This is a genomic window from Paenibacillus sp. FSL M8-0228 (genome assembly GCF_038007385.1).
Classification (GTDB): Bacteria; Bacillota; Bacilli; order Paenibacillales; family Paenibacillaceae; genus Paenibacillus; species Paenibacillus polymyxa_D.
In genome coordinates this window covers 4,951,782-4,967,973 of the sequence record NZ_JBBOXA010000001.1, presented here as the reverse complement: position 1 = coordinate 4,967,973, position 16,192 = coordinate 4,951,782, and the positions used below count along the sequence as shown (strand labels likewise).

Here is a 16,192-nt window from a genome sequence, read left to right as displayed (position 1 = left end):
TTTACACAAGCTTATTTTGAAGATAGGCATCAATTTTTGCGAGGGCTTCTTCTGTACCGCCAGATTGCTGGAAGCTATCATTTATTTTTTGTACGCCCTCTTTATACGTTGCGTTCGACAGTACCTCATGTACGGCATCTCTTAACGATTGTACATTGATGTGGTCTTTGGTTATGCGATAGCCAGCTTGAAGTTCTGTTAACCGCTGCGCGACCATGGGCTGATCCTTGTCCTGCGGCAGTACAACCAAGGGTACGTTAAAGTGAATTCCTTCATTTACACTATTCATTCCACCATGAGTAATAAACACATCTGAATGACGTAATACCTCCAATTGGGGAACATAGGGCGAGATGATAAAGTGCTCTGGCGCCGGATTGATTTTCGTAAAGTCAGCTTTCTCGCCAGCTGCAATCACGACGATACCTTCAAAATCGGAAAAAGCTTCAATACAGGTGTTAAAAAAGTCTTCAGTATGGTCCAGAACAGTTCCCATCGAAATATACAAAACCTTTTTATCCTCTAGTCTGTCCAGTGGAAATGAATTTTCCCCTTTACGTTCTGGAAAGCTGGGACCAATAAAGAGATTCTCGTCACCATACTGTTCACCGTCTGGTTGGAAATATCGACTGGTATATACAACATTCAAAGCCCCTGTATTGCTCATAAATTGAACCATATTTTCGGGAGCAACACCGAACCTTTCTTTCATGAGCTGCAGTGAGGTCGTGGCATGTTCATCAAGTTGAAACGGCTCTTTTTCATTAAAGCGAAAGAGATTGGTAGCCATCCGATTCTGTGAAATCAGAAAAGATGGGGAGGAAGCAATACCAGGGATTTTCAAATAGTCTCTAACTAACTCGCCAGCTCCGAATCTATCATAGAATACAAAGTCAAAATCAATGCTTTTAGACAGTTGCTGAGTAATTGCTAATATGTCCAGCGAAGTCTGAATATGAATTTTCATAAATGCACTCAACCCATCCGGAGTATTGGAATCAATAGAAGCGGTCCTGACCAGATCAGAATGCAGGTGAACCTTCGCTCCAACTGCTTCGAGTCTGTCCTTGTATTTCTCAGTTGTAATGTAATGTACTTGGTCCCCTCGTGCTGCAAAGGCTTGCGTCATCCCAATCGTAGGGTTCACATGTCCTTCTGCCGGAAAGTTAACCATTAATATGTTTAACATTCATCATTACTCCTTTTCTCTACAATTAAGATTGCAGTTTTCACTGAATCTCTCAATCCATAATAACAATAATATTTATTTTTTCAAATGATATCCTTTCAAGATCGTGAAACACATGTTGGCATGAAATATGTATAACAAATATTTACCTCGTGCATAGTAAGGGGGAACTCTACTTAGCAAGGGAGGTTTTTTCTAAGTGAATGTTCAAAGAGCGCAAGAAATAGCGTCTTCTTCCATAATGGCGAATGTGTTGTGTGATGGGCTACCCATTTATATTCAGCATGTGAATGAACAGCGTGAGACGGCACGGATCTATGCGCTGAACAACCCGGAAGAAGAACGGGAAGTACCTTTGTACGCGTTAACAGAACGAGATCAGACCCTTGAATAGAAAGGAGCGACGTGAAAAATGAAACCGAACCAACAGAAAGAGATTGAGGCAGATCGTTTGAACTTTCGTGATCAGACGGATGATGTGGTCAGAGAAGTACCGGCCACAACGGATGCCAGCGAAGCTGTTGCAGCAATGACTTCACATATCAATAAATACGATGTACCAGATGAGTTGGAAGAAGAATAGTAAGTGGTCAAGCGCGCACAGGATAACCTGCTGCGTGCTTTTTATATGACGCATAACTTGGATGGTATCAAACAAAAAGTATTCAATGCCCAAACGTACAAGTGAAGCTGCCCATGTGTACGTTTTTTTCTTTTCGTTTTTTTGTAAAATAATATATAAATGATTTCTGTTCAAACTAAATGGACTAGGCCGTCATAGTGCCATTATCTCTATTAAGTCGAAAAGCCGAATTTAGAATTGTAGGAGGGAATTATGAACGATGAATTCAATGTACAGGTCCAGAATGTAGATCCGGAAATAAGTGAAAGTGAAGGTGAATTTGAGAAGAAAGATATTTCAAAAGTATTAACTATAATATGGATTTTTATAATTTATAGTGAGTCTGTCATTCTTCAACATTTGTCTAGTGGTCTAAATCTGCTGCAAAGTGTCTTATTTACTGTAATCGTCATATTACACATCCTCTTGTACTTGCATGCTCAAAGAGTTGCAAAATATTTTTCATGGGCTTATTTTGTTGTGCAAGGGGGATTGATCTTTTCAAGTGCATTTCTTCTACCTGACAGTTTCTCCATTGTGCTGGTTGGGTTAATGCCAATTTTGGTGGGTCAGAGTATAGGTATTTATTACAAGCCGCTTAAGGTCATTCTTGTATTTTTGATCTCTTATGTACTTTTTTGTGTGGCTGTGGTCTGGCATAATGATGGCAGGCAATTTGTATTGTTCATCCCGCTATTTTTTCTAATTGCAGTTGTTATAGTAGCTTATGCCATTCTTTTTCTCAAACAAGTTCAAGCACGAATCCGAACGCAAAACGTTCTTAAAGAACTTGAAATCGCACATCAAAAGGTCGAAGAACTTACAATTGCTAACGAAAGACAACGTATGGCCCGTGATCTTCATGACACGCTGGCGCAGGGGCTTGCTGGGCTAATCATGCAACTTGAAGCCATTGATGCCCATCTGACAAAGGGAAGTACGCAAAGAGCTCAGGAGATCGTCCAACAATCGATGTCACAAGTGCGAAGAACATTGTCTGATTCAAGGCGAGCTATAGACAATCTGCGTTCGAAAACCATCTCGGAAGTTGATTTTGCAGAAGCCGTTGAGGAAGAAATACAGCGATTTACAATGGCTACGAGCATTCGTGTAATCCGCAACATCAAAATTAAAGCTTCGGTTCCCAGACTGGTGTTCGAACATGGATTGTTTATTATAAGCGAGTGTTTAACCAACGTAGCGAAGCATTCACATGCGAATACTGTATGGATAAGTATTTTGGATAACGAAGGCAAGATTGAAATCGAGATTCGTGATGATGGAAAAGGATTTGATACGGATATTATTGCCAAGCAAACAGGGCATTACGGAATAATAGGTATACATGAACGTGTACGGATGCTGGGTGGAAAAATCAATATCAGCAGTATATTTCAAGAAGGTACGGCTATAAAAATAGAGGCGCCTCTTACTAAAGGAGACCTATTATGAAATACAAGATTTTAATCGTCGATGATCATTGGGTAGTTAGAGAAGGATTAAAGCTGGTGCTGGAGACCCATGACAGCTATGAAGTGATTGGTGAGGCTGGAGAAGGTGTAACGGCTCTTAAATTGATCGAAGAACTTCAGCCGGATGTCATCCTGTTGGATTTATATATGCCACAAATGAGTGGTTTGGAAACCATGAAGGCCCTCAGAGAAAAACAAAATGAAACGCCAGTCATTATCCTGACGACCTATAACGAAGATGATTTAATGATTAAAGGACTCTCTTTGGGAGCAAAAGGATATTTGTTGAAAGATACCAGTCGGGAAAACCTATTTCGCACGATTGAGTCTGCGCTAAGGGGTGAAACGCTGCTTCAGCCAGAAATAACAGCAAGGGTATTTGCTGCCACGAATAAGAGAGAAGCTGAGGCAAAGTCACATGAAAGAAACTTAGTTCTGACTGATAAGGAAAGACATATATTAAAGTCTGTTGCACATGGTTTTAAAAGTAAGGAAATTGCGTTTGATATGGGAATTTCCGAGCGTACCGTAAAGGCACATTTAACGAATATTTATAACAAGCTTGGTGTTGATTCCAGATCTGAAGCCGTTGCTGTTTCGTTGGAACGTGGTATTTTACAGCTTTAGAAATAATAACTGAAAATATGTTATTTATTTGCCCAGTCGTACATAAGGTGCTTGCCCCTTTGTACGATTTTTTTGTTTGTTCATTGTTATAACATGAAAAAAGGATGAAAAAGTTTACTTGACCCACGGGTTGCTGATAGCACCTTTAGAAGAGAGAATCAGGGAGGATGACATGAAGTTGAAGAAAAAAGGAATTAGGATAATGATTGCAGGGATTGCATTAGCTATCGTAGCTTCCGGTTGCTCCAGTGCAACGGAGAACTCTGTAACAGAAGCCAGTCACCCGGTAAAAGTGGAGAAACTTGCAATGAAACCTTTGGCCAATGATTTTAATTTGGCGGGTACATTGCAGGCAAGTAATGAGGCCAATGTTTCCTTTGAAGCGGATGGACGTATATTGAGCACTATGGTTGAGGTTGGGGATTCAGTAGAAAAAGGGAGTGTCCTTGCGAAGCTAGATACATCCAATTACCAGTTGCAGCTGGATCGGGCAAAGGCAACCATGGAAAAGGCAAAGGCTGGTGTTAGCCAAGCGGAGGCTTCTGTCCAATCGGCACAAGCGGGCATCCATAGTTCGCAATCCCAGGTCAATGCGGCCCAATCGAAATTGCAGGAATTGAACAATGGCGCCAAAAAGCAGGAGATAGCACAGTCTCAAAATGCGGTTACTGTAGCAACTAATAATTATAACAAGAAGAAAGCGGATGCCGCACGCTCCCAAAGTCTATTCCAGGCAGGTGCGGTATCTTTAACGGAAAATGAGAATGCGCAGCTGGAATTAGCAAACGCACAAAAAAGCTTAAGTGATGCGCAAGAGAAATTGTCTCTTTTGCTTGCAGGGGCATCCCAGGAACAGCGTGCACAAGCTTCGGCCGGCGTAGATCAGGCCAGAGCAGGGCTGGAATCGGCTAGGGCTACTATACAACAAGGGCTAGCCAGTAAAGCTCAGGCACAGGCTACCTATGAGGATGCATTGGCTGCTTATGAACAGTCATCCTTGTCACTGAAAAAAGCGACTTTAACCTCCCCGATCACTGGTGTTGTGATTGAAAAAAAGATATCTGATGGTCAACTGGGCTCCAGTGGAAGTGAGGCATTTGTTGTCGGAAATATCAAGACTTTAAAAGTACTCCTCCCCGTACCAGACAGTGAAATCTTATCGTGGAAGAAAAACCAAAAAGTTAATATCTCTCTCTACGATGAAATGAGAACAGGAACCGTCACCCAGATCTATCCATCGACGAACTCCAAAACGGGAAGCATCAATGTGGAAGTTAGCATTCCCAATCCCGAACTGAATTGGAAACCTGGTCAAGTCATCAGCGCATCTAAAAGCATAAATCAAAACGAAGCGCTTTTAGTGCCCGTAGAGGCCGTAATTAGTACGGGAAATGATCCTTATGTCTTTAAAGCTGTAAATGGAAAAGCTGTCAAAACACCGATTAAACTGGGGAAAGTGACTAATAATCAGCTCGAAGTGGTCTCTGGGCTACAGGCAGGCGATCAAATCGTTACGCAAGGAGCAGGAACCTTATTTAATGGTGATTTACTTGGGAATGGTGTACCTGGGAAATCGGAGGAGTCGTCCGAATGATTAAATATATCGTTAAAAAGCAAAAAATTACACTCATTTTCTTCGCCATGTGCATTGTGCTAGGGCTCTACAATTTTACATCGTTACCTAAACAGGAGCAGCCTGATGTTATTCCCTTGTCAGCCAGTGTTACAACCATCTATCCAGGCGCTTCACCCGAAAGAATCGAGCAAACCATTACTAAGGTCATGGAACAGAAAATTAAAGCCGTACAAGGTGTCAAAACGATTTCTTCCACTTCATCTAAAGGACAATCTAGTATAATGATAGATGCTTTTGAAGATGCGGACCCGACAAAGGTGTGGGCTGATCTTCGTACAAAGGTACAGGATGCACAGTCTGAGCTTCCAGCAGATGCGATGCAGCCCATTATTAATGATAGCATGACAAGCTCTTTCATTGGTTCATACGCGATTACTTCTGATAAAAGTGAGAATTTATACGCGTTAAATGAATTGATGAACAAATGGAAAGATCAATTAAAAACGGTCTCGGGTGTTTCGCAAGTTAATATTCAAGGAATACCAGATCAAGAAGTACGAATTAGTTTAGACACACAAAAGATGCAACAATATAACATCTCCTGGGAGCAGGTTGTTCAAGCAATCAAAAATGAGAATGAAAGAGTTCCTACAGGAAGTATGGATTTCAATGAGCGTACTTATCAGCTGACGGTAAATGCCTCTACCGATCCATCCATTCTAAATAACGTCCAGATTTCAAGCAATGACGATGGATTCCCGATATCTCTGAAGGATGTAGGGACAGCCTCACTTGTTTTTAAAAAAGCGACTAGTTATACGTATGTGAATAACAAGCCTGCTATTTCGATCAGTGTGAGCGGAGATACAGGCACAGACGTGCCAACGGTATCTAAGGCGACTACAGCCAAAATCAATGAACTTGTGAGCGGTTTGCCGAAGAATGTACATTTTGAGCTACTTTTTGCGCAAAATGATCGAGTCGATGAAATGTTTGGAAACCTGACCAAAGAGATGATCATCGCTATTATATCGGTCATTGTTATATGTACATTAGGTTTAAATTTGCTGACTTCTGCATTTGTGGCCTTGGCCATTCCTGTTTCCATCGCCATCGGCTTTATTTTCTTACCCACAACAGGAATCACGCTGAATCAAATTTCAGTCATCGGATTAATTATCGTATTAGGGATATTGGTTGATGATGCCGTCGTGGTCAATGACAACATTGAACGCCGACGCTCTGAATTTGGGGAAGATGCTACGGAGGCGGCCATTAAAGGGACGAAAGAGGTATCCTTATCGATCATTACAGCTACGCTAGCTACGGTTGCGGCATTTGCCCCGCTTTTATTCCTGCCGGGCACTATTGGTGACTTTATTAAACCGATACCTACCGTTATTTCGTTAACGATGCTGGCTTCCATGATTATGTCGTTAACAATTATTCCTATTTTCCGTCAATGGTACGATCAACGTCGTAAAGGAAAAGAGAGTAGTAAAACAGTTAAGCCACCTGGACTTCTGGGGAATCAAATACAATCTCTATCCAATGTGTATTCTAAAAACTGGATGCCTAGAATACTGCGACGTCCACTGTTAACAGCGCTTATTGGTCTTATGATGGGTACAGCAGCTTATGGACTACTTGCTGTTGTTCCCATTGAATTATTTCCGGATTCCGATCAAGCGGATGCCACGATTAGCGTAACGATGCCAGAAGGAACGTCGTTGCAGGCAACCAATCAAGTTGTAAACGAGATTGGGAGCTGGGTCAAAAAACAGCCAGAAACAGAGCGGCTGGCGGCAACGGCAGGTGGAGGAGCGCCTCAGCTGTATAGTGATGTTGCAGGCGGTCATGGTTCTGGGGGAGCGGTCAACGGCCAAATTGCTGTCGTTGGAAAAGAGGGGCTATTTGATCTCAAAAAAACAGTAGATAACTGGACCCATACGCTACAAGCTAAATATCCATCTGCATTAATCAGCATTCGTGTTCCCCAATTAGGTATTCCGGTCGGCAGTGCGGTGTCTATCCGTATTAAAGGAGAAGACATTGATAAGCTGCAAAACATGACAACTAAAGTCAAAGAAATGGTTGCGGGGACACCCGGAGCTGTAGATGTGACCGATAATATGGGTATGCAAAGCTATAATCTGAATTTCCAAATCAATCAGCAAGCCTTGGATAAATATCAGGTTAGCTATTCCGATTTAACGCGTACTTTGCTATTAATGGGTGACGGGGTGAATGTAACGGATTTTGATACGGGTAAGGAATTGCTTGATGTCAATATATACATGAACAAACCAAACCAAGATCCTGAGGTATTATTCCAACAATTAAGTGTGAACAATGCGGCACGGGAGCAAATACCTTTATCCCAATTAGCCACGATGAAACCGGACTTTTCCATCCAACAAATCCACCGTTATGATCTGGAACGGACGGTAACGATCTCAGCCAATGGAAATGGGCGTACGGCTACAGAACTCACTAATGATATCCGTAGCAAACTTACAAATACCCAGTTTGAACCAGGCTACACCTGGGAGATGGGAGGGGAAACATCTGCGCAGTCTGATATGTTTAAGGACTTGGGCAAATTAGCTGTTATTGTTATTTTCCTTATTCTCCTCTTGATCACCATGCAGTTTTACTCGGTGTCCACACCGCTCATTATTATGACTACTGTTTATCTGGCAGCGGCAGGGGGAATCCTTGGAAGTTTTATTTCAGGGATGCCCATTGGATTCATGAGTATTATGGGGATCATTTCACTTGCTGGTATCGTCGTGCGTAACGGTATCGTGCTGATAGAGTTTATTGAAGATGCGCGGCGTGAAGGCGCTGATTTAACAGACGCCATTCTAATGGCATGCTCTGCCCGTTTCCGTCCGATCTTGCTTACTTCGCTAACTGCCATTGTGGGTATGATTCCTATTGCCACAATCGGGGAGATCTTGTTCAAACCGTTGGCAACAACCATTATTTTCGGACTGATTTTTTCAACTATTTTAACATTGTTTGTAGTTCCGACGCTGTATATGGTCGTAGCTCATCTGAAGCTGAAACGGAAGCATAAGAAGCAAAAGGCTATAAATAGCGATAGTTCATTGACCTTGTAGGTAAATATATAATACAGGATCGTACATTAGGCGAGAGTCTTAATGTACGGTTTTTTTATTTCATTGACATAGTCCACAAAAATCTTTACTATAATTGTTGCAAAAGTCCACTAAATAGGGGGAGTTATGGTCAATATAGATGCTAATATCATAGCGGATATGAGGCGTTTTAATCGGTTCTATACGAATATACTGGGTGTTTTGGATAGACATGTGCTGGATAGCGGATATTCCTTTACCGAGGCCCGTGTCATTATAGAGATCGGGTTGATCGAGCCATGTATAGCGAATACTTTAGTCGAATCTCTTAAAATTGATCGCAGCTATATGAGTAGGATCATTGCTAAATTTTGCAAAGAGGGCTTTCTTGTTAAGGAAAATTCAACGTTGGATAATAGAACAAATCTGATTCGTTTGACTCCTAAAGGAAAGGCGTTCTTTAACCAACTGAATGAAAGGTCTGATGAACAAATTCTAAAATTAGTTCAAGGACTCTCAGAAGAAGAGATAAAAGAATTACATGCTTCTATGTTGTTAATTCAGAAGAAATTGGATAATTTGGAGAGGATACAGAATGATACGATTTGAATGCGACTATACCGAAGGTGCCCATGAGCGCATATTAAAGCGACTACTGGAGACGAATGATGAACAAACTCCAGGTTATGGTGTGGATGATCATTGTGAAAAAGCTAGAGCATATATTAAAGAAGCATGTGACTCCCCAAATGCGGATGTACACTTTTTGGTTGGAGGTACACAGACCAATACCACTGTTATTTCTTCTATTCTGCGTCCGCATCAAGGCGTCGTTGCGGCAGTGTCGGGACATGTTGCGGTTCATGAAACCGGAGCGATTGAAGCTGTTGGACATAAAATACTTACTTTGCCAAGCGGAGATGGGAAGATCCGGGCCGAGCAGGTACAAGATTTGTATGACGCTCACTGGAATGATGCCGCTCCTGAGCATAGTGTACAGCCCGGGATGGTTTATATTTCCCAACCTACTGAGAATGGAACGATCTATAGCAAAGCAGAGCTGGAAGCATTAAGTAGAGTCTGTCAAGAATGTGGTTTACCACTGTTCATAGATGGAGCCCGATTGGGCTATGGCTTGGTGGCCGAAGATAGCGATGCATCTTTAGCGGATATAGCACAGCTTTGCGATGTGTTTTATATTGGCGGGACAAAAATTGGAGCATTGATGGGAGAAGCCGTAGTCATTCTAAATGATACATTGAAAAAAGATTTCCGATATATGATCAAGCAAAAAGGGGGGCTGCTGGCTAAGGGAAGAATGTTGGGCATTCAATTTGAAACTTTGTTTGAAGACGGTTTATACGTTGAAATCTCCAAACATGCGATAGACATGGCCATGCTGCTTCAAAACGGATTATCTGAGCAAGGTTTTTCTTTTCAATACCGTTCTACAACCAATCAGCAGTTTCCGATTTTACCAGATCGTATACTAAAAGCATTGAGTGAAAAATATACTTACTCCTTTTGGGAAAAGGTTGATGATACACATAGTGCAGTTCGATTCTGTACCAGTTGGGCTACGAAGAAAGAAAATGTTGAATTGCTGATTCAGGATATTAAAGCGTTGCAATAATGGTCATAGAAAGAGTAATTTATAATTTTAAAGATGTAAAATGACTATGTAATAGCCATACTTCGGTGCACGCATTGCAGCGAAGTATGGTTTTTTTGTGCATTTTACTTATTCCAATGCGGCTTGTATTTAGTTCCATGAAAGAGCAAGTGGATATAAAAATGGAAAAACAAGACAAGAGCGGAGGTATAAAATTGGCGTCTAATTCTTTACACTGAATATCTACCGAACCTGCTTGCGGTACTGAAGAGGAGAGAGCCCAGTTATTTTTTTAAAGATTTTATTAAAGTGGGAAGCATGACCGAACCCGACATCCTCTGCAATATGCTGGATTTTGTCTTTGGTGGTTCGAAGTCTGGTTTGGGCCGCCCTGACCCGCACTACGCGGATGTATTCGCTGAAATGAAAACCAGTCAACTTTAGAAAGATACGGCTTAGGTAAGCTGGACTAATGAAAAAGCAGGCAGCCACTTGTTCGAGAGTTAACGGTTCATTGTAATGATCCTGAATAAAAGAAGAAATTTCCGTGATTTTCTGATGCATGGGATGGGAGGAGACAGGTTCACTACGCTCGATCGCTTCCGATCGGTGCACCAGGATCAGCATTTCCAGCAGTAAATGCTGTACGCAACGGTCATGCAGAGGCTGCTTATTCCTGCATTCGGTATTCATCTGTAGGAATAAACGTTCAACTTCCACTTGCTCTCTCGCAGGTAAGCGAAGTAACGCGGATTGCTGGTATGGCGGCAGGTCAAGAATGTCATGATCCTGCTGTGGGAGAAACGTCGGAGAAAAATGAATCAAAATGCGCTCTGTTTCCTGCAATTGCGTACTGGCGGTAGAGTGCAAGTCGTGAGGAAGGATGAATATCAGATCCCCCTTGCGAGCGGTGTATACCTTGCCATTCATAAAATAGATGCGTTCGCCTCGCAGTAAAAGATACAGCTCATAGTTCTCGTGGACATGAGGCCGGGGCATAACTGTGAAACCGGTACGATAGATGTGATGAATGGAGAATTGTTGTTCGCCAATGACATATTTATCTTCTTTCACTTCATTCATGTGCTTCTTCCTTTACAAATTAAGATAAGTAAGCGCATTCATACATCAACAGTATATATGACAACCTGCCAATGATAAAAGCAGAAAAGATTGATGAAAGGAGGTGAAGGCGCTTCTGAACGTCTCGGATCGTGTTTTTATAAAAATATGCGCTGATGTGGAAGAAAATCTTAGGGAGGAAACAGAATATGAGCAAGCAGCGTACATGGAAAAAGGTGCTATGTAACGTGGTTGTGGGTTCATTGTTGTTGACCTTGTGCCCGCCACTAATCCAAGCGGAGACTGCGGTAGGAACAGAGAACGCAAAGGGGGCAAAAGTGGCGACGGATATTCCGGCGTTTCCGGGGGCTGAGGGTGGCGGTAAATATGTTACCGGTGGACGCGGAGGTGAAGTGTATGAGGTTACCACGCTGGCAGACTACGGCAAAGGGGAGCAGATCATACCCGGATCTCTTCGCGCAGCGGTCAGCTCCGATAATCGGACGGTCGTATTCCGGGTGGGTGGAACGATTCATCTCAAGGAGCCACTTAAAATCTTGGGAAACAACCTGACGGTTGCGGGTCAGACAGCTCCTGGCGACGGTATAACTGTAAGCGATTACACAACAGGGATTGATGCAGATAACGTCATTCTCCGTTACCTGCGTTTCCGATTGACCGACCGTTACCCCAGTGAGGATGACGCGTTAGGAGCCAGATACCATAAAAATATAATGATTGATCACTGTTCCTTTAGCTGGTCGGTGGATGAGGTACTGAGCCTGTATGACAACGTCAATACAACGGTACAATGGTCCATTGCGTCCGAAAGTATGCTAATGACTACGCACCAGAAAGGTCGCCACGGCTATGGCGGCATATGGGGTGGACGAAATTCCACCTATCATCATAACTTGTTGGCTCACAATGCAAGCCGTAATCCGCGTTTTCCAACCGATAAAAAACAAATCGACGCTGTGGAAATGACCAATAATGTCATTTATAACTGGGGATTTTTCTCCTCATACGGCGGTGGTGAAGGATCGTATAATGTGCTAAATAACTATTATAAGTATGGCCCTAACACATATGAGGGCGTTCGCGGTCAAATTTTTGTAGACGTGGGTAGTAAAAAATATAAAACACGCATCTTTATTGGTGGTAACTATATGTACGGCAATGACTCGGTTACGAAAGACAACTGGCAGCTTGGCACATCCATTGGGTCCATTATTGATCCGTCCACCCGTTTGGCGGAGCCGATTGAAGTCAGAGGGGAATACGACAACGGAATCTCACCCGATGCGTACGGTCCATATCAAGCGACAGATGCACAAACCGCATATACGGAGGTGCTTGCCGGCTCAGGAGCCACGCTGCCAAGAAGAGATGCGGTGGACGCCCGAATTATGAATGATGTGAAGAATGGAACGGGTGCATTTATTAACTCTCCGCGTGAAGCAGGGTGGATTTATGACGATTCTAACGTAACGACGACGGAGCTTTCTGACAGTGACCATGATGGAATGCCGGATGAATGGGAACGTGCCCATGGGCTGGACCCCAATAATGCAGATGATCGTAACGGTCAGGGGCTTGCCGGCACAGGGGCGTATGCTCATTTTGCCAAGGGTTATACGAATCTGGAGGTCTATTTAAATGATCTTATTGAGAAGCTGTCGAATGGAAATGAGGTGAATAATCCAGAGGCTGTCGTTCAGGTGTCGGATGCAAACGGACGTTCACTAAAGCATAACGATATTTTGGAAGCAGGCCGGGATGCGACCATAACAGCAACAGCCAAGGACAAAGATGGTATTGCTCACGTTGAATTTATCATTGACGGCAAACTTGTTGGTAAAGTAGAGACCGCACCTTATCATCTCGATTGGAATCATGTAACAGACGGTACCCATTATATTATTGTACGGGTGACCGACCGCAAGGGGAATGCTGCATTTTCCAATCCTGTTACCATTCACGTCAATACGACTGCGCCGTCGGGAAGTTGGCTCAGCGAAGAGATTGGCTCTGAGGGCAATGATGGTTATATAAAAGGGCATACTCAGGTCTTAAAAGAAGATGCAAGCGGCAGCAGTATAAGACTGAAGTCAGCGGGAGACGTTGACGGTAAGGCAGATATTTTCCATTATGCTTATCAAAAATGGGAAGGTGACACTGAAATTACAGCCCGTGTGGAACATATTACCCCAGTGGATGATAATGCCGAAGCGGGTGTAATGATTCGTGAATCGCTGAAGCCTGGATCAAAAATGGCTTTTATGTCTTTAGCATTTGTTAAATATGGCAAACAGGGTATTCTTATCAGTCGTGATCAAACGGAGGGTAAGACGAAACGTGCGTCAATGGAGACGTTTATTACAACGCCATATTCGGTTCGTCTGGTACGACAAGGACCAAAGGTTACCGGCTGGGTGTCCGCAGATGGTGTGACGAACTGGGAGAAGGTTGGTGAAACGGTTATAGATGTGCCGGATCATCAACCGCTATTGTTCGGGTTGGCTACTGATGCATCCAAACCACAAAACGATGTATGGAATTACAATACGTCGGAATTCAGCCATGTCACCATCCGCAACCTGACAGATTCAGGAGGAACTCATCCCACTAGTGTGGTGGTAGCGACCTATGGTCCTGCTGACTTTACATCTCTCCAGGCAGCTATTGACGCAGTCCCTGACGACAGCAATACAAGGACAGTTATCCATCTCAAAAACGGTACGTATCGTGAGAAAATAAAGGTGAATTCCTCTAAGAAAAACCTGAGTATTATCGGAGAAGATCGGGATAAAACGATCATTGCTTTTGATGATACGGCCAAAACCGTGGTGGATGGAAAAGAATTAGGAACAAGCAACAGCTATACCATGCGTGTGCAAAGTCCTGATTTTGTGTTGGAGAATGTCACGGTTGCCAATACAGAAGGAACCGGGCAGGTGCAGGCTGTAGCGTTATATGCCGAAGGCGATCGTGGTAAGTATCACAATGTCAAAATTACCGGCCTACAGGATACGTTGCTTGTGAACCGTGGCAGACAGTATTTCAAGGACAGCTACATCAGTGGCAGTGTAGATTTTATATTTGGCAATGCACCCGCTGTGTTTGATAATTCGATCATACACAGCCTGCGTGCCGGATATGTGACAGCAGCTTCAACAGAAGAGAACAAGCCGGGATTTGTATTTATTCAATGTCGTCTGACAACAGAAAATGGCTTGACAGGCAAGGTGGATCTCGGACGGCCATGGCGCCCTTACGCTCATGTTACTTTTTTGAAGACCTATATGGATGACCATATCAAGCCGGGCGGCTGGAATAATTGGGGCAAGGAATCCAATGAGCAGACCGCAAGATTTGGAGAGTTTGATAACTTTGGACCAGGTGCAGGAAGTAGCGAACGTGTACCTTGGGCCAAACAGCTTACTGCCGATGAAGCAAGCCAGTACACCGTTGAAGCTGTTCTGAGTGGACCAGATCATTGGGATTGGCGTCTTTAAATTTGATGTTCAGTGGTTAAGCGGGGCAAGCGCTTCTAGCGTTCAGCCTCGCTTATTTCTATCGTTTGAGTGGAGGATACATATTTAATTTTTAGGTATTGAAAATACTTGTTTATATGGTAAATGTTTGCTATGTTTAAAGTGTATTTATTTCAAATTGTAATTTATTTTTGATTTTGGAGGTGTAACGTATGGCACGTGTGTTAGTAGTGATCACGCCTGCTGAAGGCCATGTTAATCCGACACTAGGATTAGTGAAAAGGTTGGTAGACAGTGGGGAGGATGTTGACTATGTGTGTACGGAAGAATATCGTACGAGAATTCAACAGACAGGAGCGCAGATGATCACCTACCCTTTTGTGGATGATGCTTTTTCCAAAGACTCTGATTTAAAGCCAGCAGAATACAAACATCATTATCAATTTGTATACATGATGGTAAAAGGTATGATTCTTCCGATTATTCCAGAGGTTTTGAGAGTTATTGAAAACAGAACCTATGATTATTTAATCTATGATTCTTTGATGGGTTGGGGAGGCACGATTATTGCTGAGAAGCTAGGAATTCCTGCTGTATGCTCTATCGCTTCTTTTGCTTTCGTAGAGCCATTGGGATCGGGGCAAGGCATGAATGACAATGATCCGGAGGTAAAAAAGTTATACACGGCTACGATGCAAATAACGCATCAACTAGCTAATGAGCTTCAGGTTGACGCTCCGGCTATAGAAGAGATTGCTCCTCATGGCGGACACTTAAGAATCGTTTATACAAGCCGCTATTTTCAACCGCAAGCCGAAAAACTGGATCACAGTTTTATTTTTACAGGTCCTTCTATTGTACCGCGTAAAGATGCTCCTTCCTTCCCGTTCGAACAACTTCGTGTTCTGCATCCACAGGCGGTGTACATTTCAATGGGTACTATTTTGAATAAAGACTTGGAATTTTATAAGCTTTGTTTTGCAGCATTTCGCGATTTGCCTGTGCAGTTTGTGCTGTCTTCAGGCAATTATACAGACATGGAGCCATTGGCCTCGTGTATCCCTGACAATTTTATAATCAAGCCTTATATTCCGCAATTGGAAATGCTCCAGCATGTGGACGCTTTTGTTACACATGCGGGGATGAACAGTACAAGTGAAGCACTGTATTACAATGTGCCGCAGGTCATGATTCCTTTAACATCGGATCAGCCCATCGTAGCGAGTCGGGTGCAGGAACTGGGAGCGGGTGTTGTTGTGGATAAAAATGAGCTTACACCCGCTAGTTTGAGAGCTGCCTTATTAGAGGTATTGAGTCATCCAACCTATAAAGAACAGGCTCATGTGATTGGCGAATCATTACGCCAGGCTAGTGGGTACAGTCATGCGGCAGATACAATCATGAGCCATTTCTCCACCATAGAAAAATAAG

At 43.0% G+C, this 16,192-nt stretch carries 12 protein-coding genes; 10 read left to right on the top strand and 2 right to left on the bottom strand.

Annotated features, from left to right (window positions below):
* Position 1: 1 nt before the first annotated feature.
* A complete protein-coding gene (locus MKY98_RS22525; RefSeq protein ID WP_029519354.1) occupies positions 2-1,189 on the bottom strand; it encodes a macrolide family glycosyltransferase in 1,188 nt (395 codons plus the stop codon).
* Between the two features lie 199 nt (positions 1,190-1,388).
* Between MKY98_RS22525 and MKY98_RS22520 the strand changes: the two genes are divergently transcribed.
* The 8 genes from MKY98_RS22520 to MKY98_RS22485 all read left to right on the top strand — a co-directional run bounded on the left by MKY98_RS22520 (position 1,389) and on the right by MKY98_RS22485 (position 10,223).
* Positions 1,389-1,583 (top strand): H-type small acid-soluble spore protein, encoded by a 195-nt coding sequence (locus MKY98_RS22520; protein ID WP_016820419.1) that lies wholly within the window; start codon positions 1,389-1,391, stop codon positions 1,581-1,583.
* 18 nt (positions 1,584-1,601) lie between these two features.
* On the top strand, positions 1,602-1,772 hold the full coding sequence (locus tag MKY98_RS22515; RefSeq protein ID WP_013373210.1) for a hypothetical protein: 171 nt from the start codon (positions 1,602-1,604) through the stop codon (positions 1,770-1,772).
* A gap of 252 nt (positions 1,773-2,024) precedes the next feature.
* Entirely contained in the window at positions 2,025-3,263 is a 1,239-nt protein-coding gene (locus MKY98_RS22510) for a sensor histidine kinase (protein ID WP_029519353.1), read from the top strand.
* Positions 3,260-3,910, top strand: a complete 651-nt coding sequence (locus MKY98_RS22505) for a response regulator (protein ID WP_069011601.1) — start codon at positions 3,260-3,262, stop codon at positions 3,908-3,910. The genes MKY98_RS22510 and MKY98_RS22505 overlap by 4 nt, the downstream gene beginning before the upstream one ends.
* Before the next feature lie 172 nt (positions 3,911-4,082).
* The gene (locus tag MKY98_RS22500) at positions 4,083-5,504 is read left to right on the top strand and encodes an efflux RND transporter periplasmic adaptor subunit (protein ID WP_069011600.1); all 1,422 of its coding nucleotides are present in this window, start codon (positions 4,083-4,085) and stop codon (positions 5,502-5,504) included.
* The gene (locus tag MKY98_RS22495) at positions 5,501-8,611 is read left to right on the top strand and encodes an efflux RND transporter permease subunit (protein ID WP_069011599.1); all 3,111 of its coding nucleotides are present in this window, start codon (positions 5,501-5,503) and stop codon (positions 8,609-8,611) included. The genes MKY98_RS22500 and MKY98_RS22495 overlap by 4 nt, the downstream gene beginning before the upstream one ends.
* Before the next feature lie 126 nt (positions 8,612-8,737).
* A complete protein-coding gene (locus MKY98_RS22490; RefSeq protein WP_029519349.1) occupies positions 8,738-9,199 on the top strand; it encodes a MarR family winged helix-turn-helix transcriptional regulator in 462 nt (153 codons plus the stop codon).
* Entirely contained in the window at positions 9,186-10,223 is a 1,038-nt protein-coding gene (locus MKY98_RS22485; RefSeq protein WP_029519348.1) for a threonine aldolase family protein, read from the top strand. The genes MKY98_RS22490 and MKY98_RS22485 overlap by 14 nt, the downstream gene beginning before the upstream one ends.
* Before the next feature lie 222 nt (positions 10,224-10,445).
* Here MKY98_RS22485 and MKY98_RS22480 read toward each other — a convergent pair whose 3' ends face one another.
* Positions 10,446-11,285, bottom strand: a complete 840-nt coding sequence (locus MKY98_RS22480) for a helix-turn-helix transcriptional regulator (RefSeq protein WP_029519347.1) — start codon at positions 11,283-11,285, stop codon at positions 10,446-10,448.
* A gap of 188 nt (positions 11,286-11,473) precedes the next feature.
* On the opposite strand from MKY98_RS22480, the gene MKY98_RS22475 reads away from it, so the two are divergent.
* Together MKY98_RS22475 and MKY98_RS22470 are read left to right on the top strand one after the other, a co-directional pair.
* On the top strand, positions 11,474-14,782 hold the full coding sequence (locus tag MKY98_RS22475; RefSeq protein WP_069011598.1) for a pectinesterase family protein: 3,309 nt from the start codon (positions 11,474-11,476) through the stop codon (positions 14,780-14,782).
* 191 nt (positions 14,783-14,973) lie between these two features.
* Entirely contained in the window at positions 14,974-16,191 is a 1,218-nt protein-coding gene (locus tag MKY98_RS22470) for a macrolide family glycosyltransferase (protein WP_069011597.1), read from the top strand.
* Position 16,192: the final 1 nt, after the last annotated feature.

Bases quoted from the DNA above. Each gene is read 5' to 3' on its own strand.
- MKY98_RS22485 (WP_029519348.1), top strand. From the start codon at position 9,186: ATGATACGATTTGAATGCGACTATACCGAAGGTGCCCATGAGCGCATA.
- MKY98_RS22475 (WP_069011598.1), top strand. From the start codon at position 11,474: ATGAGCAAGCAGCGTACATGGAAAAAGGTGCTATGTAACGTGGTTGTG.
- MKY98_RS22495 (WP_069011599.1), top strand. From the start codon at position 5,501: ATGATTAAATATATCGTTAAAAAGCAAAAAATTACACTCATTTTCTTC.
- MKY98_RS22515 (WP_013373210.1), top strand. From the start codon at position 1,602: ATGAAACCGAACCAACAGAAAGAGATTGAGGCAGATCGTTTGAACTTT.
- MKY98_RS22525 (WP_029519354.1), bottom strand. From the start codon at position 1,189: ATGTTAAACATATTAATGGTTAACTTTCCGGCAGAAGGACATGTGAAC.
- MKY98_RS22490 (WP_029519349.1), top strand. From the start codon at position 8,738: ATGGTCAATATAGATGCTAATATCATAGCGGATATGAGGCGTTTTAAT.
- MKY98_RS22480 (WP_029519347.1), bottom strand. From the start codon at position 11,285: ATGAATGAAGTGAAAGAAGATAAATATGTCATTGGCGAACAACAATTC.
- MKY98_RS22500 (WP_069011600.1), top strand. From the start codon at position 4,083: ATGAAGTTGAAGAAAAAAGGAATTAGGATAATGATTGCAGGGATTGCA.
- MKY98_RS22505 (WP_069011601.1), top strand. From the start codon at position 3,260: ATGAAATACAAGATTTTAATCGTCGATGATCATTGGGTAGTTAGAGAA.
- MKY98_RS22470 (WP_069011597.1), top strand. From the start codon at position 14,974: ATGGCACGTGTGTTAGTAGTGATCACGCCTGCTGAAGGCCATGTTAAT.
- MKY98_RS22510 (WP_029519353.1), top strand. From the start codon at position 2,025: ATGAACGATGAATTCAATGTACAGGTCCAGAATGTAGATCCGGAAATA.